General features: G+C 29.1%; 24 protein-coding genes. 21 read left to right on the forward strand and 3 right to left on the reverse strand.

Annotation, left to right across the window (positions count from 1 at the left end; all coding sequences use genetic code 11):
• Positions 1-82: 82 nt before the first annotated feature.
• Complete coding sequence (locus tag HRT41_14520) at positions 83-544, reverse strand: lipoprotein signal peptidase (protein ID NQY25234.1); 462 nt, start codon at positions 542-544, stop codon at positions 83-85.
• On the reverse strand, positions 541-1,875 hold the full coding sequence (locus HRT41_14525) for a phosphoglucosamine mutase (protein ID NQY25235.1): 1,335 nt from the start codon (positions 1,873-1,875) through the stop codon (positions 541-543). Before HRT41_14525 ends, HRT41_14520 begins: the two co-directional genes overlap by 4 nt.
• A gap of 147 nt (positions 1,876-2,022) precedes the next feature.
• On the opposite strand from HRT41_14525, the gene rpsT reads away from it, so the two are divergent.
• From rpsT to HRT41_14630, 21 genes are all read left to right on the forward strand, one after another.
• Positions 2,023-2,283: a 30S ribosomal protein S20 gene (rpsT, locus tag HRT41_14530; protein NQY25236.1), complete on the forward strand. Its 261-nt coding sequence runs from the start codon at positions 2,023-2,025 to the stop codon at positions 2,281-2,283.
• Between the two features lie 50 nt (positions 2,284-2,333).
• Positions 2,334-3,401, forward strand: a complete 1,068-nt coding sequence (gene prfA, locus HRT41_14535; protein NQY25237.1) for a peptide chain release factor 1 — start codon at positions 2,334-2,336, stop codon at positions 3,399-3,401.
• Positions 3,402-3,467: 66 nt separating this feature from the next.
• Positions 3,468-3,656: a DUF1653 domain-containing protein gene (locus tag HRT41_14540; protein ID NQY25238.1), complete on the forward strand. Its 189-nt coding sequence runs from the start codon at positions 3,468-3,470 to the stop codon at positions 3,654-3,656.
• Between the two features lie 54 nt (positions 3,657-3,710).
• Positions 3,711-4,766, forward strand: coding sequence for a substrate-binding domain-containing protein (locus HRT41_14545; protein NQY25239.1), 1,056 nt, complete (start codon positions 3,711-3,713; stop codon positions 4,764-4,766).
• 95 nt (positions 4,767-4,861) lie between these two features.
• Positions 4,862-6,592, forward strand: a complete 1,731-nt coding sequence (locus HRT41_14550) for a GGDEF domain-containing protein (protein ID NQY25240.1) — start codon at positions 4,862-4,864, stop codon at positions 6,590-6,592.
• A 63-nt stretch (positions 6,593-6,655) separates the two neighbouring features.
• Positions 6,656-7,591 (forward strand): phosphate ABC transporter permease subunit PstC, encoded by a 936-nt coding sequence (gene pstC / locus HRT41_14555; GenBank protein NQY25241.1) that lies wholly within the window; start codon positions 6,656-6,658, stop codon positions 7,589-7,591.
• Positions 7,588-8,775, forward strand: coding sequence for a phosphate ABC transporter permease PstA (pstA, locus tag HRT41_14560; GenBank protein ID NQY25242.1), 1,188 nt, complete (start codon positions 7,588-7,590; stop codon positions 8,773-8,775). The genes pstC and pstA overlap by 4 nt, the downstream gene beginning before the upstream one ends.
• 236 nt (positions 8,776-9,011) lie before the next feature.
• Positions 9,012-9,830: a phosphate ABC transporter ATP-binding protein gene (locus HRT41_14565; protein ID NQY25243.1), complete on the forward strand. Its 819-nt coding sequence runs from the start codon at positions 9,012-9,014 to the stop codon at positions 9,828-9,830.
• Positions 9,830-10,495 carry a PhoU family transcriptional regulator gene (locus tag HRT41_14570; protein NQY25244.1) on the forward strand — a complete coding sequence of 222 codons (666 nt, stop codon included), beginning with the start codon at positions 9,830-9,832 and terminating at the stop codon, positions 10,493-10,495. Before HRT41_14565 ends, HRT41_14570 begins: the two co-directional genes overlap by 1 nt.
• A 139-nt stretch (positions 10,496-10,634) precedes the next feature.
• Positions 10,635-11,306 carry a response regulator transcription factor gene (locus tag HRT41_14575; GenBank protein NQY25245.1) on the forward strand — a complete coding sequence of 224 codons (672 nt, stop codon included), beginning with the start codon at positions 10,635-10,637 and terminating at the stop codon, positions 11,304-11,306.
• Complete coding sequence (locus HRT41_14580; protein ID NQY25246.1) at positions 11,303-12,685, forward strand: sensor histidine kinase; 1,383 nt, start codon at positions 11,303-11,305, stop codon at positions 12,683-12,685. Before HRT41_14575 ends, HRT41_14580 begins: the two co-directional genes overlap by 4 nt.
• An 82-nt stretch (positions 12,686-12,767) precedes the next feature.
• On the forward strand, positions 12,768-13,190 hold the full coding sequence (rplM, locus tag HRT41_14585) for a 50S ribosomal protein L13 (protein ID NQY25247.1): 423 nt from the start codon (positions 12,768-12,770) through the stop codon (positions 13,188-13,190).
• A gap of 2 nt (positions 13,191-13,192) precedes the next feature.
• Positions 13,193-13,582, forward strand: a complete 390-nt coding sequence (rpsI, locus tag HRT41_14590) for a 30S ribosomal protein S9 (protein NQY25248.1) — start codon at positions 13,193-13,195, stop codon at positions 13,580-13,582.
• Positions 13,583-13,855: 273 nt separating this feature from the next.
• Positions 13,856-14,827, forward strand: coding sequence for a tripartite tricarboxylate transporter substrate binding protein (locus HRT41_14595; GenBank protein NQY25249.1), 972 nt, complete (start codon positions 13,856-13,858; stop codon positions 14,825-14,827).
• A gap of 39 nt (positions 14,828-14,866) precedes the next feature.
• Positions 14,867-15,352, forward strand: coding sequence for a tripartite tricarboxylate transporter TctB family protein (locus tag HRT41_14600; protein ID NQY25250.1), 486 nt, complete (start codon positions 14,867-14,869; stop codon positions 15,350-15,352).
• Entirely contained in the window at positions 15,349-16,863 is a 1,515-nt protein-coding gene (locus tag HRT41_14605; protein NQY25251.1) for a tripartite tricarboxylate transporter permease, read from the forward strand. The genes HRT41_14600 and HRT41_14605 overlap by 4 nt, the downstream gene beginning before the upstream one ends.
• A gap of 28 nt (positions 16,864-16,891) precedes the next feature.
• Positions 16,892-17,578 carry a response regulator gene (locus HRT41_14610; protein NQY25252.1) on the forward strand — a complete coding sequence of 229 codons (687 nt, stop codon included), beginning with the start codon at positions 16,892-16,894 and terminating at the stop codon, positions 17,576-17,578.
• On the forward strand, positions 17,562-19,742 hold the full coding sequence (locus HRT41_14615) for a cache domain-containing protein (GenBank protein ID NQY25253.1): 2,181 nt from the start codon (positions 17,562-17,564) through the stop codon (positions 19,740-19,742). Before HRT41_14610 ends, HRT41_14615 begins: the two co-directional genes overlap by 17 nt.
• Before the next feature lie 49 nt (positions 19,743-19,791).
• Positions 19,792-20,445: a carbonic anhydrase gene (locus tag HRT41_14620; protein NQY25254.1), complete on the forward strand. Its 654-nt coding sequence runs from the start codon at positions 19,792-19,794 to the stop codon at positions 20,443-20,445.
• Between the two features lie 64 nt (positions 20,446-20,509).
• A complete protein-coding gene (gene luxS / locus HRT41_14625) occupies positions 20,510-21,025 on the forward strand; it encodes an S-ribosylhomocysteine lyase (GenBank protein NQY25255.1) in 516 nt (171 codons plus the stop codon).
• Between the two features lie 41 nt (positions 21,026-21,066).
• A complete protein-coding gene (locus HRT41_14630; GenBank protein NQY25256.1) occupies positions 21,067-21,795 on the forward strand; it encodes a hypothetical protein in 729 nt (242 codons plus the stop codon).
• 51 nt (positions 21,796-21,846) lie between these two features.
• Here the strand turns inward: HRT41_14630 and HRT41_14635 are convergent, their stop codons facing one another.
• Entirely contained in the window at positions 21,847-22,326 is a 480-nt protein-coding gene (locus HRT41_14635; GenBank protein NQY25257.1) for a hypothetical protein, read from the reverse strand.
• Positions 22,327-22,709 lie beyond the last annotated feature (383 nt).

The raw sequence follows: 22,709 nt of genomic DNA on the forward strand, positions 1-22,709 counted from the left end.
AGTAAAGAGATGTGAGATTATCTTTATGAAAAGAAATAGAAAAACTATTGCTTTCATAAAGTTAAGTATTTATAAATTTATTTTATTGTAATTTTTTCTCTTCTTTAGAGTATTTGTATTGTAAATATAGAATAATAACAATGGCTAAATCAATTAAAACATCCGACATATTAAAAATTGCAAAATCAAATTTATAATGCCAATACACATAATCAACCACTGCTCCATAAGTAAATCTGTCTAAAATATTAGATAATCCACCTGCATATAAAAGCATAATTGCAGGAGCATATTTCCTAATAATGTCTTGGTTTAAATACAAATAAATAGAACCTGCTCCTAGAATAAGTAATTGAATGTATTTTAAATATTGGGCAAGGAATTCAAACATAGAAAATGCAACGCCATAATTATATGCCAAAACAAGAGAAATAACAGGACCATCGTAACCCCAATTTAAATATACAAAAGCATATTTTATATACTGATCTATTATAAATAGAACTATAAAAACACTAAAATATTTAACTTTTAAATTATTCATAGAGCTTTGTGGAAGAAAGTAAGAAATTTTTCCATCATATCATCAACATCTTTTTTATTTTTACCTTCTAATAAAACTCTTAGTTTATTTTCCGTTCCAGAATAACGAATTAAATGTCGCATTCCTTTTGTTTTGGCTTCGTTTAATAAAGGTTCTAGACCTTCAATTTCATCTAAAGGTGGTTTTTTAGTAATATTAATATTTTTTAAAACTTGTGGATATAAGTCAAATGGATTTAATACTTCACTGGCTTTTTTACCTGATTTAATAATTAAAGCAAGTACTTGTAAAGCAGAAGCTAAACCATCCCCCGTTTTTGCAACATCCGTAAAAATAACGTGCCCGCTTTGTTCCCCACCAAAATTAATATTGTTCTTTTTCATATTGGCTAATACATGTTTATCCCCAACATCTGTTCTCTCTAAACGCAAGTCTGAAGCATTTAAATAATCTTCTAACGCTTGGTTGGACATAACAGTAGCTACACAAGCTTTTCCTTGAAGAAGATTTTGTGAATGTAAGTAAGTACACAAAGCACCTAACAGTTTATCGCCATCAATTACCTTACCTTTTTCATCAATAACAACTAATCTGTCAGCATCTCCATCTAAAGCAATACCAATATCAGCTCTTACTTTTGTAACAATTTTTCCCACGTTTTCTGGATGAAGTGCTCCACAATTTTCATTAATATTAAAACCATCAGGCCTTGCATTTATAGTAAAGACCTCTGCCCCTAACTCTTCTAGAATAGTAGGACCTACTTTATAAGCAGCTCCATTTGCACAATCAAGTACTATTCGTAAACCCTGTAAAGATAATTCTTTTGGAAAAGAAGATTTTAAAGAAACAATATATCGGCCTATTACATCATCAATTCTTTTAGATGATCCAATTTCTTTTCCTGTTTTTTGATTAGCAAGTCTGATTTCATCATTAAAAAATATCTTTTCAATCTCTTTTTCACAAGTAATATTTAATTTGTCTCCATGATTATCAAAAAACTTAATTCCATTGTCATCATAAGGATTGTGAGAAGCAGAAATCATAATACCCCCATCACAACGCATAGATTCTGTTAAATATGCAATAGCAGGTGTAGGCATTGGACCTATTTGTATTACATCATATCCCACAGCTGTTAATCCAGAAACAAGTGCATTTTCAATCATATAACCGCTTCTTCTCGTATCTTTTCCTACTAAAATCTTATTAGTTGTTGAATGTTTTCTAAAATATATTCCTGCTGCCATGGCTAATTTCATAGTTGTCATTGCATCTAAAAAATCTCCCGCTTTTCCTCTTACCCCATCTGTACCAAATAATTTCATAATATTTATCCTATATTTATTAACAATAGCTTCACATAAAGGTACTTTTAAGAGTATTTTACGTTAGTACTAGCTTAATTTAAACTTACTTTAATGTTATTTAGCTAACATTCTACCCTTAAAAATTTTACAAAGAGGTTAAGAAAAATGGCAAATCATAAATCTGCTGCTAAAAGAGCAAGACAAACAATCGTTAAGACTGAAAGAAATAGATTCTACAAAACAAGAATCAAAAATGTAGTAAAAGAAGTAGTATCTGCAATCGACTCTGCTGATAAAGAAACTGCATTAGTTGCAATGAAAAAAGCAAACAAGTATATTCACCATTGTGTATCTAAGGGTATCCTTAAAAAAGCAACTGCTGGTAGAAAAGTATCTAGATTACAAGTTAAAGTGAATGCAATATAATTATTTCACTTTTTAGTGTTCTATAATATAAATTCAAAATAAAGAGAATTATGCTTCAAAATAAACTACAAACTTTTATTGACAGAAACGAAGAGATTAATGTAAGGTTAATCTCAGAAGAAGTGATTTCTGATATAAAATTAATGACAAAACTTTCTAAAGAGCAAGCTAGTATTGCTCCTGTTGTTAACAAAGCAAAAGAATATATTCAGTTACTTGAAGATATTGCTGATAATAAACTTTTATTAGAAGATTCAGAATTAGGTGAACTTGCAAAAGAAGAACTTAAAGAATTAGAACCACAAAAACCCCTTATTGAAGAAGAAATAAAACTTTTATTACTTCCAACAGATCCAAATGATGAAAAAAATATTTATTTGGAACTACGAGCGGGTGCTGGTGGAGATGAAGCTGCAATTTTCGTAGGGGATTTATTTAAGACGTATTTAAAATATGCTGAGAATAATGGCTGGAAAGTTGAAATCATGAGTCAAAATAACAGTGAATCTGGTGGTTTTAAAGAAATAGTTGCACTATTTAAAGGCAACCATGTTTACTCTAAATTGAAGTTTGAAGGTGGAACTCATAGAGTTCAGCGAGTTCCAGATACAGAATCACAAGGAAGAGTTCATACCTCTGCTATAACAGTTGCTGTTATGCCAGAAGTTGATGACGTAGAAATTAACATCAGTGCGACTGATTTAAAAATCGATGTAATGAGATCATCAGGATGTGGTGGTCAATCTGTTAATACTACGGATTCAGCGGTACGAATTACTCACTTGCCAACAGGAATAGTAGTAACCAACCAAGACCAAAAATCTCAACATAAAAACAGAGAAAAAGCCATGAAAGTTTTAAAAGCAAGGTTATATGATCTGGAAAATAAAGAGAGAATGGAAAAAGAAGGTGCTGATAGAAAAGAACAAGTTGGTACTGGTGATAGAAGTGGAAGAATTAGAACGTATAATTATCCGCAGAACAGAGTAAGTGACCATAGAATTAACCTCACACTTTATAGATTAGATTATATAATGAATGACGGTTTATTAAATGAGATTATTGATCCATTAATGGCCGATCATCAAGCACGACTAATTGAAGCAAACGGTTTATAACCCTAGCTTCAATCTCTATAATATACTCCTACAATTAATACATTTTATTCCATATAAAGGACCAAAATGATTCAAAAAAACAAAATCTACACCCACTACAAAAATCAAGAAGATTATCTCGTTAAAGATTTCTGCAAAATTCAAGAAAATGACACTTGGGTTAAAGCTGTACTTTATAGCCCGCTTAATGAGTCTTTATTATTTGTACGAAGTCTCAAAGAATTCCAAGAAAAATTCAAGCCTAAAAACAAGTAACCAAGATGTAACCAAATCATATTAAACTTCTGCATCAAAAAAATGGAGATAAATATGACAAATACAAAAAGTGTTTTAGTTTTATTAGCAAGTGTTGCCTTAACTGCAAGTTTAAGTGCAAGAGAGCAAATTAAAATTGTTGGTTCATCAACAGTATATCCTTTCTCAAGTTCAGTTGCAGAAGAATTAGGTGCAACTACTTCTTATCCTACTCCTGTAGTAGAATCAACTGGTTCTGGTGGTGGAATGAAATTATTTTGTGCTGGAAATGGTATGAATACACCTGATATCACAAATGCTTCTAGACGAATGAAAACGAAAGAATTTACATTATGTGAAAAAAATGGTGTTAGAGATATTACTGAAGCAGTAATTGGTTTTGATGGAATTGCATTTGCTCAAGATAAATCAAACAAATCTTTTTCTGTTACAAAAACTCAATTAGCTTTAGCAGTTGCTGCTTTAGTTCCTTCTAAAGATGGTAAATCATTGATTAAAAATCCTTACAAAAAATGGTCACAAATTGATGCTTCTTTACCATCAAGAGAAATCATTATTTATGGACCACCTAAATCTTCTGGAACAAGAGATGCGTTCGAAGATATGGTTATGAAAGGTACTTTCAAAAAAATGGCTGTATATACTGATCTTTATAAACAAGATAAAAAGAAAAACAAAGCTTTTAAAAAGTATCACGTGGTTAGAACAGATGGTGTTTATGTTCCATCAGGTGAAAATGATAATATCATTGTTCAAAAACTTACTAAAAACAAAAATGCTTTTGGAATCTTTGGTTACTCTTTTTTAATTGAAAATGATGACAAATTAGAAGGTGCTAAAGTTAATGGTGTTCTTCCAACTCCAGATACAATTTCTTCAGGTGAATATCCAATTTCAAGATCATTATTCTTCTATATTAAAAACTCACATGCCACTAAAGTTCCTGCAATGAAAAAATATGTTTCAATGTTCATGAGTGAAAATATGATTGGTAAAGACGGAATCTTAGGTGAAATTGGACTTATTGCTTTACCTGATGCACAAAGATCAGCGTTAAGAACAAGTGTATTATCAAGAACAAAACTTACTTTAAACAACTTAAAAAAATAACTTCTACTTTATATAAAGGGTTTTACCCTTTATATAAAAAAATAATTGAGTTTTGGAGCCTCCAAAACTCAGTTATTTTTTTATAAAGGCATAAAATGCTTAATGACAAATGGAAACAACTTATCAAGAACTTTGATTATGCTTTTCAACCCATTGTAAATATTAACAATGGTAAAATCTACGCAGTAGAAGCACTTTTACGGAACTATGAAAGAGATTTTAATGTTATTTTTGAAATTTTTGATAAAGCGTATGAAGAAAATATGCTTTTTGATTTGGATTTTGAATTAAAAAAATTGGCTTTTAGAAAGTTCTCAAATTTTAAAATAAAAGATTTAAAACTTTTTTATAATCTTGATAATAGAATTCTTAATATTAATGATTTTGATGATAAAAATACAATTTCTTTATTGGAAAAATTTAATATAAACAAAAGTCGTTTATGTTTTGAATTAAGCGAAAAAGACACCTTACAAAACTCTAGTAATTTATTACACCTTTTAGATATGTATAAACAACATGGATACAATATTGCTATTGATGATTTTGGAATTGGAGTATCTGGGCTTAAACTAATGTATTTTTCAGAAGCCTCGTTTATAAAAATAGATCGTTTTTTTATTACGAATATTCATAAAGATGCAAAAAAAAGACTTTTTTGTAGCTCAATTATAAATATGGCACATATTATGGGCTCTAAAGTAATTGCTGAAGGCATTGAAGATGAAAAAGAATATTATGTCTGCAAAGAAATAGGTTTTGATTTTTTGCAAGGCTATTTGATTCAAAAAGCACAATTAGAAATTCACAATATTAGTAAAAAATATTCTATTATTGAAAATATTATTAATAAAGACAAGAGAGTAAGTGATGAAAATTTAATTGATTCAAATTTTGTACAAAAAATAAAAGCATTAAATATCAAACAAAGTTTGTATGAACTGTTTTCTTATTTTAAAGACAATCCCACCAATACTTTTGTACCTATTATTAATGATGAAAAAGAGTTACAAGGCGCAATTTATGAATTAGACATTAAAAAAATGTCTTATTCTCAGTATGGTTTATCTATTGCAAAAAATATTTCATTGCATTCAGATCTTACGCGCTATATGAAACCCGTACTTGCTGTCGAATTATCGTGGGGTGTTGATAAAACACTTGAAGTCTATAATATGAATGATGTAAGTAAAAAAGGGATTTTTATTACAAAAGCCAACAAATATTTGGGTTTTGTAAGTGTTGATGATCTTTTAAGCCTTTCTTATAAACGTAATATTGAAATTGCAAAAGATCAAAATCCACTAACTAAACTACCAGGAAATCACCAAATTGAAGATTCTTTATCCATTATGTTTCAATCGTATAAAGACAATACCTACCATATTGTTTATTTTGACTTTAATGACTTTAAACCTTTTAATGATTCTTACGGTTTTAGACAAGGAGACCGTGCTATTTTAATTTTTGCAGAACTCTTAAAAAAGCATTTAGAAAAAGACTCTTTTATAGCTCACATTGGAGGAGATGATTTTTTTGTATCTTTTAAAAATCAAGACCTAAAGGAAGTAAGTAAAAAAGTCAATTCTCTTATTAAAAAATTTGCTTCATCTGTTCAAGAATTTTATTCAAAAAGAGATAAAGAAAGAGGCTATATAAAGATTATTGACAGATTTGGGATAAAAAGAAATTTTCCACTTTTAAGTGTAGCTGCCGCTATTCTGGAAATAAACTCCAACTCAGATATTTCAAACTTTGATACCTTAATTGCCAAACTTAAAAAAGACTCCAAACTTGAAAGCGAAGCAATCACTTGCTGTTTATAAACTTTATTTTGTAACCTCCTTGTAACCATTTTTTATTATAATTTTAAAAAATAAGAAAGGTTAATCTTGAAGCACTCGTTTACATCAAAAAACAGAAACACTCAATTAAAAGAAGATGCAATCAAAACTCTTTTAATTGTTGCCTCAACAATATCAATATTAACTACTTTTGGAATTTTATTTTCTATTCTTTTCGAAGCAATAGAGTTCTTTAAAATGAAAAGTTTTTGGTATTTTATCTCAGGGAGTGAGTGGTCTCCAGGTACAGAAAACAGTAAATTTGGAGCAGTTCCAATTTTTGCTGGTACTTTTATGATTACAGCGATTGCTCTTAGTGTTGCTATTCCTGTAGGTTTAGGATCAGCAATCTACATGAGCGAATATGCTTCTTTGAGAACAAGAGACTTTTTAAAACCAATGCTCGAAATACTTGCTGGTATTCCAACAGTAGTTTATGGTTTTTTTGCAGCTATAACAGTAGCTCCTTTAATTGTAAAAGGGGCCGCTTTTTTTGGTCTTGAAGCCACCTTTAATTCAGCTCTTGCCTGTGGAATAGTAATGGGGATTATGATTATTCCTGTTATTTCATCTCTTAGTGATGATGTTATTAGAGCCGTTCCCGATTCACAGCGCAAAGCAGCTCTTGCTTTGGGATTAACCCAAGCAGAAACGATTAGAGACATTGTAATTCCTTCTGCAATGCCAGGTATTATTTCAGCCTCTTTATTAGGATTATCTAAAGCCTTAGGGGAAACAATGATTGTTGTTATGGCAGCAGGTTTACGTCCAAACTTATCATGGAACCCTCTAGATGATATGACTACTGTAACAGTAAGAATTGTAGATTCACTGGTTGGAGATCAGGCGTTTAACTCACCTGAAACATTAAGTGCTTTTGGTTTGGGATTAATTTTATTTTTTGTAACTTTATTACTTAACATTATTTCATTAAACCTAATTAGAAAATTCAAAGAAAAATATAAAGTGAATACATTATGATTTTAAATAAAAACAAAAGAAGTAACAATAACCCGTTCTACGATGAAACATTGAAAAAAAGACATAAAAAAGCAGCAAGGTTTAAAGCTTTTACTTTAACCTCTTTGGTTTTCTCTGTTTTATTCTTGGTTTTCTTTTTAAGTGATATTGTTGGAAAAGGTATGCCTGCATTTAAACAAGCCTATCTCAATATAGAAATTACTTATAATGAAAAATCACTTAATAATACACGTTTAGCTGTTGAAAAAAAATACAGAAGATTAATATCCAGAGCGTGGTTAAGAAATATCCCTAGACAGGTTAGAGAAAATCCAAGTTTAATGAATACAAGCTCACTTCAATGGGTATTAGCAGATGATCAAGTTGATCAATATTTAAAAGGTCATTATTCAAAACTAAAGAAAAAAGATTTAGAAACTGTAAAAGAATTAACAAAGTACAATTTTTTAAGACTTAGTTTTACCACTATCTTTTTTTCAAATGGGGATTCAAAAATTCCTGAGTATGCAGGTATTAAATCCGCATTTATTGGTTCTATTTTAACCCTTTTAATAACTATGGCATTTGCATTTCCTATTGGAGTTATGACAGCAATTTATTTAGAAGAATTTGCTAGTGATAATAAATTTACTAGAATTATTGAAATTAATATTAACAATCTGGCTGCTATTCCATCCATTTTATTTGGTCTCTTAGGTTTAGCTATTTTCATATCCTTATTTGGAATGCCAAGAAGCTCACCTTTGGTTGGAGGATTAACGCTGGCACTTATGACTTTGCCTATTATCATAGTAAGTTCACGAGCAGCGTTACGTTCAGTACCAGATTCAATTAGACAAGCAGGATTTGCTCTTGGCTTAACAAAAATACAAGTTACCAAAGATCATGTTTTACCTTTGGCTTTTCCTGGTATTTTAACCGGTTCAATTATTGGTCTTGCCCAAGCAATGGGTGAAACTGCGCCTTTGATTATTATTGGAATGATTGCATTTATTCCTGATTCTCCAAGTTCTTTTGTAGAAGCAGCAACCGTTATGCCAGCACAATTATTTACGTGGGCAGGAATGCCTGAGCGAATGTATATAGAAAAAACAGCCGCAGGAATCATGGTTTTATTAACCTTACTTATTTCATTAAATGGTATTGCTATTTATTTAAGAAAAAAGTATGAAGTTAAATGGTGAGAATCGTTAAAAAAGAGTGAACTGCTTCACTCTTTTAGATTCGGAACCGTAGTTGTTGTGTGAGGTACGAACACCAACGAAGGTAAGCGTTAAATTCGGAACCGTAGCCGTTGTGTGAGGTACGAACACCGGTGAAGGCAAACGTAAGATGATTGCCCTCACTAAAATACGAAAAATGATTAACTTAATTAGATTAGAAAGACAAAAAAAAGAGCCCCTAGAAAGAAGGAAAAAGAATGAATCAAGAAATAATCGAAAAAACGAAGAACAAATCAAAAGATGAATCAAATAAAAACTTAATAACAAAAGTAAATGTAAATAAGTTAAACCTTTGGTACGGAGACAATCAAGCATTAGATGATATTAATATTGATATTTATGAACACAAAATTACTGCATTAATTGGACCATCTGGTTGTGGCAAATCCACATTTCTTAGATGTTTAAACAGAATGAATGATTTAATCTCTGCTGTTAAGATTAAAGGGGAAGTAATCATTGATAAAAAGAATATTTACGATAAAGATATTGATGAAGTAAGTGTAAGAAAAAAAATTGGAATGGTATTTCAACAACCCAATCCTTTCCCAAAATCAATTTATGATAATGTTGCTTATGCAGCTTTAAAACATTCTATTGTAAAAAAAGGAAGTGCTTGTGATGAATTGGTTGAAAAATCCCTAAGAGATTCAGGTTTATGGAATGAAGTAAAAGATAAATTAAATCATCCAGGAACTTCTTTATCAGGGGGTCAACAACAACGACTGTGTATTGCAAGAACTATTGCTATTCAACCAGAAGTTATTTTAATGGATGAACCAACATCTGCACTTGATCCTATTTCAACTGAAAAAATTGAAGCATTAATGCTTGAATTAAAACAGAAATATACCATTATTACAGTAACGCATAATATGCAACAAGCTGCACGAGTTGCAGATTATACAGCGTTTTTCCACTTAGGTGAGTTAATAGAATATGATGAAACAGAAAACGTATTTATCAATCCTAAACTTAAAAAAACTGAAGATTATATTACAGGAAGGTTTGGATAATGTTAAAAACATATGAACAAAAAGTAGAAACAATAACAGAAGCGATATGTGAATTAGGTAGATTGGTATTGGATTCAAATAAAAAAGCCTTAGATGCTTTAAAAAACAATAATATTGAAGCATTAAATGAGATTACTGTTCCCTCAAAAAAACTTACCATTAAATCCAATGAAATTGATAATCTAATTGTAACAACTCTTGCTTTATATTCTCCCGAAGCAAGAGATTTAAGACAAATGGTTGCTTATTTAAAAATCACTAATGAATTAATACGAGCAGGTTCTAATACTAAAACTTTTATTAAAGGATTTAGACGTTCTTACAGTGAAGATATTAATACTGCTGCTATTTTGGAATATGTAATTCCACTTTTAAAAGCATCAACACAAGCATTAGCAATTACTATTTCAATGATTGAAAATAATGATATACAAACTATTGAAGAAAACTACAACAGAGTGTTAGTAGAAGAAAGTAAAACAGACGATTTATATTCAATGATCGAAAAAAATATTTTAAAACTTATTTCTAAACATTTAGAACTTTCAAAAGATTATTTTGATCTTTTATCTTCTTTTAGACGTTTAGAAAAAATTGCTGACAGAGCTTCTAGTATTGCAAATCTACTTTTATTCGCAAACTTAGGTGGGGAACTTAACTCATAAGTTACTTCGTTAATATTCTAAAAAAATTTAGAATATTAACATCCAAGTAAATTCACAAATTAACCTCATAATATTGAATTAATAATTCTCTTTAAAGTAAAAGATAATAAAATAAATAAAAGCATTTGAAAGGTCTTTAATGGACAAAAGTTTAATATTAATTGTTGAAGATGAAGAAGATATTTTAGAACTTCTGGAATATACCTTACAAAAAGAAAATTATGAAACTATTGGTTTTTTAAATGTAAACAAACAACTCTATGAAGTTATTGAAGAAGAAACCATTCATCTCATCTTAATGGATAGGAATTTACCTGGAATTGATGGAACAACCTTTATTGCAGATATTAGAGATAAGGGATATAACTACCCCGTTATTTATTTGACCGCAAAAGACAAAGATGAAGATATTCTTGAAGGTTTTGAACATTATGCAGACGATTATATTACCAAACCTTTTAAAATTAAAGAATTAAATGCAAGAATTAAAGCTGTACTAAAAAGAAGTAATAAAAAAATTGATGTATTAAAAATAAAAGACATTGTTTACAAATCTCAGAAAAAAAGATTTTTCATTGAGAACGAAGAAATAGATTTAACCCAATTAGAACATGATTTATTACTGGAATTTTTTAAAAACAAAGATATTTTATTATCAAGAGAGTATTTACTTGAAAGTGTATGGAAAGATTCTTATGATAAAAAACTAAAAACAGTAAATGTTGCTTTAAACCGTTTAAAAACAAAAATAGACCCGCAAGGAACAAAAGATTACATCAAATCTGTTAGAGGAGAAGGATATATATTTTGATTAAAATTCATCAACTTTTTTTACGTACTTTTTCTATGTTATTTCTTTTTTTGTTATTGGCCATTTCAGTAACAACCTATTATTGGTCCAAATCAATTTATATTGAACAAATTAAATACAATTTAAGTCAAAATATTGATACTTTTTCTGCATTATTAGTAAATACTCACAGCTTAGACTTACAAGTACAGAACCTTAAAAAAGCTACAAACTTAAGAATCACAATTATTGATAAAAACGGAATTGTATTAGCCGAAAGTGATGAAGACAAAAAACTTATGGAAAATCATGCAAAACGATATGAAATAGTTAGGGCCAAAAAGTTAGGAATAGGAAGTAAAATACGTTTTTCCAATACTCTAAATAAAGAGCTTCTTTATGTTGCAAAAAAAATCAACCTTCACGGAGAAACACTTTATATACGAATGGCAGATGATATTGAACAAATCAGCGATAACTTTGTTTCTTTGGCTCTTCAAATATTCTCTATAGTATTTCTATTTTTAATTGGTGCTTTTTTTGTTGCTTACAGAATTTCAAATAAGATTAAAGAAGAAACAAATAATATTCTAACTTTTTTAATTGATTTATCCAATAAAAAAAATAAATATAAAATAGAATCATCTTATACGGTTGAGTTTCACAGAATTACTAGATATTTAAATATTATGTCTAATAAACTTTCAAAAAGAGACAAACAAAAAGCAAAACAAACCGCAAAACTAAAATTAGCAAACAGGCAAAAAGACGAAATTATTTCAGCTATCTCTCATGAATTTAAAAATCCTATTGCTATTATTTCTGGATACACAGAAACCATTTTAAATGACAGAGATTTGCCCCATGAAATAAAAGAAAAATTTTTACATAAAATTAATGCCAATGCCAATAAAATGACTTCGATTATAGATACTATTCGTTTGTCCCTTAAACTGGATGAAGGCAAACAAAAACTTCAGGTAAAAAAAATATCTATTAATAAACTTTGCGAAGAAATCATTAGTGATTTAGAAGCCAAATATAAGCACAGAGAGATCAATATCATAGAAGGTAAGCTAGATATTGAAGTAGATGAAACTATGTTTAATATTGTCTTATCTAACCTTTTAGAAAACGCACTTAAATATTCAGAAGAGAAAATCAATATTTATTTAAGTGAAGATGAAATAATTGTAGAGGACTTTGGAATTGGTATTGGGGAAAAAGAATTAAAACTAATAACCTCTAAATTTTACAGAGTTTCCCATAATACATGGAATAACTCTCTTGGTTTAGGACTTTTTATTGTTAATAGTATTATTAAAATACATGGTTTTTCTCTTGAAATTCAAAGTGTACTTAGTCTTGGATCTAGGTTTATAATTAAATTCAAGAAATAAAATTAAATCTTACTTAATTTAAGCAATACTTAAGTGTAAATAGTTTATTATGCCACCTCATTAATCGAATCGGAGATAATAAATGAAATTTACTCAAATGGCGAAAGCTAATGAAATTCAAAGAGCATGGCACGTAATTGATGCTACTGACAAAGTATTTGGTAGAATTATTACTGAAGTTGCGACTATTTTAAGAGGTAAAGATAAAGTTAACTTTACACCACACGTTGATTGTGGTGATTATGTTGTAATTATCAATGCTTCTAAAGCTAGATTTACTGGTAAAAAAATGGAGCAAAAAGAATATTTCACACACTCAGGGTATTTTGGTAGTACAAAAACTCATAAAATGTCTGAAATGTTAGTTAGCAATCCAGAAAAATTATTCAGATTAGCAACTAGAGGGATGTTACCTAAAACAAAACTTGGTAAAGTTATGATCAAGAAATTAAAAGTATATGCAGATGCAGAGCACCCTCATACTGCGCAAATTAAAGGATCTTAATTATGGCAAAAATTTATGCAACTGGTAAAAGAAAATCTGCAATAGCTAAAGTATGGTTAGAAGCAGGAAAAGGTGAAATCACTGTAAATGGCCTGTCTTTAGACGTATGGTTAGGTGGTCACGAAGCTATCAAAAAAAGAGTTATGCAACCTTTAGAAGTAACTAAACAAGAAACTTCTGTTAATTTAGTAATCAAAACTTTAGGTGGAGGTTACTCTGCTCAAGCTGATGCTGTTAGACATGGTATTTCTAAAGCTTTAGTTGCTTATGATGAGCAATTTAGAGTTCTTGTTAAACCATTTGGTTTATTAACAAGAGATGCTAGATCAGTTGAAAGAAAAAAATACGGTAGAAAAAAAGCAAGAAAGTCTGTTCAGTTCTCAAAAAGATAATCGAACAAATTTTATTCTATTTTCAAAAAAGGGGAGCATTTATTGCTCCCCTTTTTTTATGTCAAATTTTTCATACATTTATATAAACTATTTAAAACTCTTTCTTTTTATAAAATAATTTAATTTTATTCCCTCATTACTTATTATCCCTGCATTATAATTACTTTTTTCATGGTCCTAAAACAATAAAATGTATAAAAATTTAAGGATTTTATTTTTTTTACATTTTATTGCTTTATACTTTTAAGATATAGAATTAATTAAAGGATTACTATGAAACAAATTTTTACGAAAACGGTTAAAAGTTTAGCACTGGCTGGACTATTAGTTACTGGTATGGCTACTAGTGGTGTTGCAGCAGATGTTGAGAAGATTCACTTCTTAATTCCTGGTGGAGCTGGTGGTGGTTGGGATGGAACTGCTAGAGGTGTTGGTGAAGCATTAAAGAAATCAGGTTTAGTTAATCAAACTTCTTTTGAAAACATGAGTGGTGGTGGTGGTGGTAAAGCTATTGCTTATATCATTGAAACTGCAAAAAAACAAAAAAATACTTTAATGGTTAATTCAACTCCTATTGTAATTAGGTCTCTACAAGGTGTATTTCCTCAATCGTTTAGAGATTTAACCTTGGTTGGTTCTGTTATTGCTGATTATGGTGTTTTAGTTGTTAGAAAAGATTCTAAATACCAAACATGGGCAGATGTTAAAGCAGCATTTGAAAAAAACCCACGAACAGTTAAAATAGCTGGTGGATCTTCAAGAGGTTCTATGGATCATTTAGTTGCAGCACAAATATTTAAAGCAGCTGGTGGAAATCCAACATCTGTAAGATATGTACCTTATGATGCAGGTGGAAAAGCAATGGCTGGTTTATTAACTGGTGAAGTAGATGTTCTTTCAACTGGTCTTGGTGAAGTTTTAGACAAACATATGAAGGGTCAATTAAAAATTATTGGTGTTACTGCTGATACATCAATCGAAGGAATTCCATCATTTAAAAGCATGGGTGTAGATGCATATTTTGCAAACTGGAGAGGTTTCTTTGCAGCTCCTAATTTACCACAAGCTAAAGTTGATGCAATGGCTGCTGTTTTAAAGAAAATGTATGACACTCCTGAATGGGAAGTAGTTAGAAAAAGAAATGGTTGGGCAAATTTATATAAACCAACTAGTGAATTTAAAAGTTTCTTAGAAAGTCAAGAAAAAGTGATTGGTTCACTTATGACTGAAATGGGATTTTTATAAAATAGAGGGCTTGCCCTTCTATTTATATAAAGGAAAATTATGAACAAAAATACCATAGGATCGATATTCTTTTTAGCATTTTCATGTTTTTATTTTTTAAACGTATTTAACATAAAAAAAATGCCAGGAAGCCATTTTGAAGTAATGAGTGCTTCCACTTTTCCATATTATATTGGAATATCTGGAATTATAATCTCATTATTGATACTTATATTCTCTTTTACAGATAAAGACGGTGAATATATAACAGCAGCATATTTAAAAACGTTGGATTTTAAAACAACAAGCTATTTTGTTGCAGCAATGTTATTTTACGGATTTACAATTAGAAGTTTAGGTTTTATTATATCAACTATTATATTCTTAATAATTGGTTTTGTACTTTTAAAAGAGAAAAATATAAAAAGAATACTATTAATATCCGTTGGAGTTTCCGTAGGATTTTATTTACTGCTTAATAATGTATTAGGCGTATATATAGATCCAGGATTAATTGTTGAATACTTTAGAGGAGAAGAATCATGATGGAAGGAATTTTACAAGGAGTTTCTACAGCTCTTTCTAGTTACAACATAATGATGGTAGTTATTGGTTGTTTAGCAGGTACATTCATTGGAATGTTGCCAGGACTTGGGCCTATTTCTGCGATTGCACTAATGATACCAATTACTTATGGAATGGAACCATCATCTGGTTTAATTTTAATAGCAGGTGTTTATTATGGTGCTATTTTTGGAGGGTCTACTTCTTCGATTTTAATCAATGCCCCAGGGGTCGCAGGTACGGTCGCCTCCTCTTTTGATGGTTATCCTTTGGCTAAGTCTGGTCATGCAGGAAAAGCACTTGCCATTGCCGCATACTCATCTTTTACAGGTGGAACAATAGCAGCAGTATTTTTATTAATTGCAGCACCTGCATTAGCAAAAGTATCTTTGTCTTTTCAATCTTCAGATTATTTTGCACTTATGGTTCTTGGACTTACTGCAGTGGCAGCATTTGCAGGAAAAGGAAAATTCCTAAAAGCTGCAATTATGACTATTTTTGGTCTTATGCTTGCAACTGTAGGAACAGATTCAGATTCTGGATTACCAAGATTTACTTTTGGGCGCTTAGATTTAATTGATGGAATTTCATTTTTACTTCTTGCAATGGCGGCCTTTGCATTAAGTGAAGCAATGATGAATATTTTGGACAATAAAGAACAAACACAAAAAGAAATTGATGATTTAAATGCTTCTATTGGTTCTTTAAAAATCACAAGAGCAGAAGTAAGAGAAATGGCGCCAACGGTAGCTAGATCTTCAGTACTTGGTTTCTTTGTAGGTGTTCTTCCAGGAGCAGGAGCAACTATTGCATCCTTTTTAGCTTATGGAATGGAGCGTTCTTTTGCAAGTGCAAAAGAAAAACTTAAATTTGGAAAAGGGAGTCTTAGAGGACTTGCAGCTCCTGAAGCTGCAAATAATGCCGCTTGTTCTGGTTCTTTTGTTCCTTTATTAACACTTGGAATTCCAGGATCAGGTACAACTGCTATTATTTTAGGTGCTTTAATTTCTTATGGAATTCAACCAGGACCTACTATGTATGTAGATAATCCAGAATTATTCTGGTCTGTTATTATTTCTATGTATATTGGAAATGTTGTATTACTGGTTCTTAATTTACCATTAATTCCCTATATTGCAAGATTATTAACCTTGCCAAAAAAATTATTATTGCCACTAATTATCTTCTTTTCTTTAATTGGAGTATATTTAGTAACTTTTAATACTTTTGATATTTACATGATGACAATGTTTGCAGTAGTTGCTTTATTCATTAGAATTATTGATTTTCCAATGGCTCCTATGATTTTAGGATTTATTTTAGGTGGAATGATGGAAGATAACTTAAGACGAGCATTAACTATTCATGATGGTTCTTTGGCTTTTCTTTGGGAAAGACCAATTACATTTACGATTTTAATTATTACCATTATATTACTATTAATGCCACTCTTAGGTGAAGTTTATGGTAAACTTAAAAAAGGTAAAGCTTAATTGCTTTCCTTTTTAAGGGTTTTATCTCATGGACAAATTTAAAAAATACACTATTTTATACGTTGAAGATGATGAAGGCGTAAGAACTATTAATGCCCGTTTTTTAAATCGTATGTTTAATGAACTTTTTCTTGCAAGTGATGGGGAAGAAGGTTATGCTCTTTATAAAAAATACCACCCAGATATTATTCTTACCGATATTAATATGCCAAAAATGGATGGCATCACTTTAAGTAAAAAAATACGAGAAAAAGACCAGAATACAAAAATCATTGTATCTACTGCATTTTCAGATAAATCTTATCTAATGGCTGCCATTGAACTCAATTTAGAAAAATATATTATCAAACCTTTAACCAATAGAAATTTACTCCCTGCTTTAACAAAAGCAGTGAATGCTTTAGAACTTGAACTTGATTTTAAAATCACGTTAGATGAAAATTTTTATTTTGATAACAATACTTCATTATTTTATAATCATAATAAAGCCTTAGATTTAAATAAAAAAGAATTACTATTTTTAAAACTCTTGGTTTTAAATAAAAATAGAATAGTCTCCTATGAAGAGATCGAACAAAAAGTTTGGGAAAATGAATACATGAGTTTAAACTCTTTGCGTACAACTATTGGGTTTTTAAGAAAGAAAATACCCTTTAACTGTATCAAAAACATTTCAAATATGGGATATAAATTAAATCTTGAGAAAAAACTATAAATTAAACACAGAACAGGGAATAAAAAAAATTACCCTGCTTTCTTCTACTATCATTATTTTAACTGTTGCTACTATTATAGGTTTTGTCCTAATTAAAACACAATACGACAATTTTAAAACCCGTATTAATAGTTTTGAAAGTACGTTAATTGAACGTGAAAAGTTTTATATCAAAACAAGCGTAGAAAATCTTAAGAATGATATAACCTTTGAAGAACTTTCTATTTTAAATAATAAAAAAGAGCGTATCAAAAATCAGGCAATTGTTGCTTATAATTTAGCCCATTCTTTGTACAACAAAACACAATATTTAAGTAAAAAAGAACAAATATTATTTATTAAATCCTCTCTTAATCAAATGTCACAAAAATCCAATGATATCAATTATTTTATACTTAATATGCAAGGTGACCTAATATTAAACAGTGAAAATAAAAAAGATGAAAATAAAAACTATTTCAGCTCAAAAGATATAAATGGTTCAGAGTTTATAAAAAAAATAATTCATGCAGAACAAAATAAACAAAATTATGTTGAATACACCTGGTATAAACCAAACTCGACCCTTACTTCTAAAAAGATTACTTATTCCACTCATTTAAAAGAATTAGGCATAATTATTGGTTCGGGAAGTTTTGTTGACAAAAGTAATGAAAAACTGAAAAAAACTATTTTAAAAAAAATATCTAACCTTTCCTATAATAAAGAAGAATTTGTTTTTTTATATTACATTAATTCTCTAAATAATATAAAAGAAGAAAGTACTTTATTAATAGAAAAAAATATTCTCAGCTCATTAATAGATAAAAAAGCAATGAATGACTTATTAATCAATACCAATTATAAAGGCAATGATTATATTTTTTATCAAGATAATGAACGCTTACTTTACGGAACATTTATTTCTCATTTGCGTTTTTTTATATCTGCTGGTGTTGATTTATCTCATATTCAAAAAATATCAAAAAAAGAAAGAATGGCTGCAGAAGAAGAAATGTATGAGAAAATCATTTCTTTGATTGTTGTTATTACTATTATTACTTTGATTTTTTTCGTATTTTCTTTCTTATTTACCAAAAAGATTACCTTAATATTTGAAAACTATAAAAAGAATGTCATTTTAAATGAAGAAAAATACCATCTTTTATTTAATCACAGTAATGACGCTTTTTTAATTTCAGAACTGAGTACAAAAAGTGCAAAAATTATCAACTTTAATAAAACGGCTTTAAAAGTATCTTCTTTTACTGAAAAAGAGATTTTGAAAAAAGACTTTTTTGAACTCTTTTTTGAACTTGAATTACAAGCTTTATTAAAAACAAAATCCATACGTAAAACAGTAAAAATGAAAATAAAAAATCACCAAATCAAAACCATAGAATTGGATGCAGTTATTTATACAAATGAAAAACAGCAATTACTTTTTGCATCCTTAAGGGATATTACTGAACGAACCTTATTAAAAGTGGAGAAAGAAAAACAAGAAAAATTATTAATTCAAAAATCTAAAATGGCTGCTATGGGTGAAATGATTGGAAATATTGCCCACCAATGGAGACAGCCTCTATCACAAGTATCTGGTTTATTTGTAGATATTGAATCTGCTTATATGTACAAAGAATTAAATAAAGAATATCTACAGAACAGAGTAAATGAAGCCAATGATTTAATTGAATATATGTCAAAAACAATTGATGATTTTAGAAACTTTTTTAATCCAAATGCAAAAAAAGAACTTTTTTCTTTAAAGGATTCCATGAGAGATACGGCAAAAATCATTCAATCAACTCTTGATTATCACCATATTTCATTGCAAATAAACTTATGTGATGATATAGAATTATATGCTTACAGAAATGAATATTCACAAGCAATTCTTAATATTATTTCAAATGCAAAAGATATCCTAATTGAAAAAAAGATAAAAGATCCTATCATCAAAATTTACCTAGAAAATAAAAATGTTTTATGCATAGAAGACAATGCAGGTGGTATTGATGAAAGTATTATTAAAAAAATATTTGATCCCTATTTCACAACCAAATTTGAATATGGAACAGGTATTGGTTTATACATGACACAATTAATTATTGAAAATAAAATGAATGGAAGTATAACAGCTGAAAACACCAATAAAGGTGCTTTGTTTAAAATAAAAGTGTAATAAGAAGAGATTTTATTTTTTATACATTTTTTTATATTAAAATTTTTCTATGAATATTATTAAAAACCTTGTTCGAGGAAACGAACTTTTTAAAAAATACCACTATGTTGATTATGAAGATGAAATTACGGATTTAATTAAATATGGACAAAAACCAGAAGTTTTATTCATTTCTTGTTGTGACAGTAGAATCACACCTGATTTAATGTTGGGTTCAAAACCAGGGGATTTATTTGTCTTAAGAAATATTGGAAATTTTGTTCCGCCTTTTAATGATGATGCGAGTTTTCATGGAACAGCAAGTGCTATTGAATACGCTGTATCTGTTTTAAATGTCAAACATATTATTGTATGTGGGCACTCACATTGTGGCGCTTGCAAAAGCCTTTTTGAAGAAATTCCAAATCATCAACACTTTATTAATATAAAAAAATGGTTAAAGCTGGGTCTTAAAGCAAAAGAGATTACCTTGAAAAAAACCTATGAAAACAAAGAAGAAAAAGAAAGAGCCATGGAGAAAAATTCTGTTTTATGCCAGGTTGAAAACTTGCATACTTATCCGGCTATAAAAGAAAAATTATTAAATAAGAGTATTAAACTGCATGCTTGGTATATACACTTAGAAGGTGCAAAAATTGAGTATTATGATGAAGAAAATAAACATTTTAGAGATATTATTAACTATGAAGATTTTAAATACTAACTAAAGCTTTTTTCATCAATATTTAGCTAATATTCTCTTAACAAATTATGTTTAAGGATATACCATGCCATTATTAGATTCATTTAGAGTAGATCATACAATTATGCCAGCTCCAGCAGTTAGAGTAGCAAAAACTATGAAATCACCCTCAGGAGATACTATTACAGTATTTGATTTACGTTTTTGTGTTCCCAATGAAAAAATGTTAAGTGAAAGAGGAATTCATACACTGGAGCACTTATTTGCAGGTTTTATTAGAACACATTTAAATTCTAAGACAGTTGAAATTATTGATGTTTCTCCTATGGGATGTAGAACTGGTTTTTACATGAGTTTATTAGGAGCACCTGATGAAGTAACAGTTGGTAAGGCTTGGAAAAATGCTATGCAAGATGTTTTAGATGTAAAATCTCAAGACGATATTCCAGAACTAAACTTATACCAATGTGGTACCTGTGAAATGCATTCACTGCCTGAAGCTAAAGAAATTGCAAAAGATATCTTAGCTCATGATATTGGTGTAATGTCTAATAAAGACCTGTTTTTAACAGAAACAAAAATGAAAGATTTAGGAATCTAGTTTAAATGGGATTAAATTTTATTTAATCCCTTTTCTTTTAAATGAAAAATTTAATTAAAACACTTGATGGTTCCAATACTTTATACTCCAACAAATATAAACAAAACTTCCACGATATAAAAACAGGTGCAATACAAGAAGCCCTAAGTAAACATGTTATTCCTGCTTTTGATTTTCATAAAAATAAAAAACATTTGCGAATATTGGATATTTGTTTTGGTTTAGGTTATAACACTTTTTGTACCATTCTTTACATACAAGAGCAAAAATTAAATATAAGTGTAGAGTTTTATAGCCCTGAATTTGATGAAGCTTTAATTAAATCTCTAGAGAACTTTGACTTTCCCGATCAATTCAATCAAATACAGCATATCATTACAGCCCTATCAAGACATAAATTTTATAAAGATGATACTATTTGCATCAATCTGCATATTGGTGATGCTAGAGCTTATATAAAGACTTTAGATAATATTGACATAATATATCAAGATGCATTTTCATCTGAGGTCAATTCTGAGTTATGGACAGTAGAATATTTTAAAGATATTTATAAACTGTGTAATAAAAACAGTGTTTTAACTACCTACTCTGTTGCAACTCCTATACGTTTATCTTTGTACGAAGCTGGTTTTTTTATTTATGAAATAAAACCCATAAAAAAGAAACAAACCCTTGCTTTTATGTCTTTGAAGGATATAAATGCAAAATATATAGATATGGAGTTAAAAAAAACAAGAAATAAAGAAGCAAGAGCTCTTCATGATTAAAAAAATTTTGAAATGCAGAAAACTTAAGTTTTACTAAAAACAGTTTTACTTTTAATCTTCTACTAAACTATCCAATACATATCGTTGTAAATCTTTTTTTACTACTTCTTCTTTCATGGCTTTTTGAAAAATTTCTTCTACTTTGTATTTGTATTCTTTATATTCAAAAAATGGAAAATGAATCATCCAAGATTCTTCTATGACTTTACTTGCCATTCTATCTTTCAACCATACCTTAAAAAAATTAAACAATATAAAAACAGTTGCTGTAAATACAATTGAAGCTAAAATAGAAGCATGAGAATCCAAATTAGCAAAAGTAGTATGTGCTATTAATGCCATAGGAAGAACGACTAAGGTAGCATATAAGAGATATACAATATAAGCACGTCCAATTTTTAATCTGTAGCCTAATTTAATATTATCAACTTGTAAACCCTCATTAAAACGAGAGTTAGCAACCAATAAGTCTTTAAAAAGTACGGGTTGTTTAGATTTAGCAAAACAATAATTTAGTATTTTTTCTAACATTCATAACCTTGTAAAATATTTCTATATCTTATCTTATTTTACTTAATACTAAGTTGATAAGCTTTATTAAAATTACTATTTTATAGTATCAATAAGGTTTTTAATGATAGAAGAAAATATATCTACCTCTATAATATTAATAATATACTAAAAATAGATAATAAAGACTAGAGGAACTAGGTAATAAGATAAACATTGAAGATAGTAGGTATAAAATCCTATTTATTAATATAAAGTAATAAAAAAAAGGCAAAAAAAAAGCTTATATAAAAAACAACTAAAGTTGAAATTTATATAAGCTTTATAAAAATACTTAAATCTGGCAACGGCCTACGTTTCCGACAAGGGGACCCTGCAGTATTATCAGCGATGAAGAGCTTGAC

The sequence above is a fragment of the Campylobacteraceae bacterium genome (genome assembly GCA_013215945.1).
Taxonomy (GTDB): domain Bacteria; phylum Campylobacterota; class Campylobacteria; order Campylobacterales; family Arcobacteraceae; genus NORP36.

What these genes read in the sequence shown, in the direction of transcription:
- HRT41_14520 (NQY25234.1), bottom strand. Translation starts at nt 544, where the DNA reads ATGAATAATTTAAAAGTTAAATATTTTAGTGTTTTTATAGTTCTATTT.
- HRT41_14525 (NQY25235.1), bottom strand. Translation starts at nt 1,875, where the DNA reads ATGAAATTATTTGGTACAGATGGGGTAAGAGGAAAAGCGGGAGATTTT.
- rpsT (NQY25236.1), top strand. Translation starts at nt 2,023, where the DNA reads ATGGCAAATCATAAATCTGCTGCTAAAAGAGCAAGACAAACAATCGTT.
- prfA (NQY25237.1), top strand. Translation starts at nt 2,334, where the DNA reads ATGCTTCAAAATAAACTACAAACTTTTATTGACAGAAACGAAGAGATT.
- HRT41_14540 (NQY25238.1), top strand. Translation starts at nt 3,468, where the DNA reads ATGATTCAAAAAAACAAAATCTACACCCACTACAAAAATCAAGAAGAT.
- HRT41_14545 (NQY25239.1), top strand. Translation starts at nt 3,711, where the DNA reads ATGACAAATACAAAAAGTGTTTTAGTTTTATTAGCAAGTGTTGCCTTA.
- HRT41_14550 (NQY25240.1), top strand. Translation starts at nt 4,862, where the DNA reads ATGCTTAATGACAAATGGAAACAACTTATCAAGAACTTTGATTATGCT.
- pstA (NQY25242.1), top strand. Translation starts at nt 7,588, where the DNA reads ATGATTTTAAATAAAAACAAAAGAAGTAACAATAACCCGTTCTACGAT.
- HRT41_14565 (NQY25243.1), top strand. Translation starts at nt 9,012, where the DNA reads ATGAATCAAGAAATAATCGAAAAAACGAAGAACAAATCAAAAGATGAA.
- HRT41_14570 (NQY25244.1), top strand. Translation starts at nt 9,830, where the DNA reads ATGTTAAAAACATATGAACAAAAAGTAGAAACAATAACAGAAGCGATA.
- HRT41_14575 (NQY25245.1), top strand. Translation starts at nt 10,635, where the DNA reads ATGGACAAAAGTTTAATATTAATTGTTGAAGATGAAGAAGATATTTTA.
- rplM (NQY25247.1), top strand. Translation starts at nt 12,768, where the DNA reads ATGAAATTTACTCAAATGGCGAAAGCTAATGAAATTCAAAGAGCATGG.
- rpsI (NQY25248.1), top strand. Translation starts at nt 13,193, where the DNA reads ATGGCAAAAATTTATGCAACTGGTAAAAGAAAATCTGCAATAGCTAAA.
- HRT41_14595 (NQY25249.1), top strand. Translation starts at nt 13,856, where the DNA reads ATGAAACAAATTTTTACGAAAACGGTTAAAAGTTTAGCACTGGCTGGA.
- HRT41_14600 (NQY25250.1), top strand. Translation starts at nt 14,867, where the DNA reads ATGAACAAAAATACCATAGGATCGATATTCTTTTTAGCATTTTCATGT.
- HRT41_14605 (NQY25251.1), top strand. Translation starts at nt 15,349, where the DNA reads ATGATGGAAGGAATTTTACAAGGAGTTTCTACAGCTCTTTCTAGTTAC.
- HRT41_14610 (NQY25252.1), top strand. Translation starts at nt 16,892, where the DNA reads ATGGACAAATTTAAAAAATACACTATTTTATACGTTGAAGATGATGAA.
- HRT41_14620 (NQY25254.1), top strand. Translation starts at nt 19,792, where the DNA reads ATGAATATTATTAAAAACCTTGTTCGAGGAAACGAACTTTTTAAAAAA.
- luxS (NQY25255.1), top strand. Translation starts at nt 20,510, where the DNA reads ATGCCATTATTAGATTCATTTAGAGTAGATCATACAATTATGCCAGCT.
- HRT41_14630 (NQY25256.1), top strand. Translation starts at nt 21,067, where the DNA reads ATGAAAAATTTAATTAAAACACTTGATGGTTCCAATACTTTATACTCC.
- HRT41_14635 (NQY25257.1), bottom strand. Translation starts at nt 22,326, where the DNA reads ATGTTAGAAAAAATACTAAATTATTGTTTTGCTAAATCTAAACAACCC.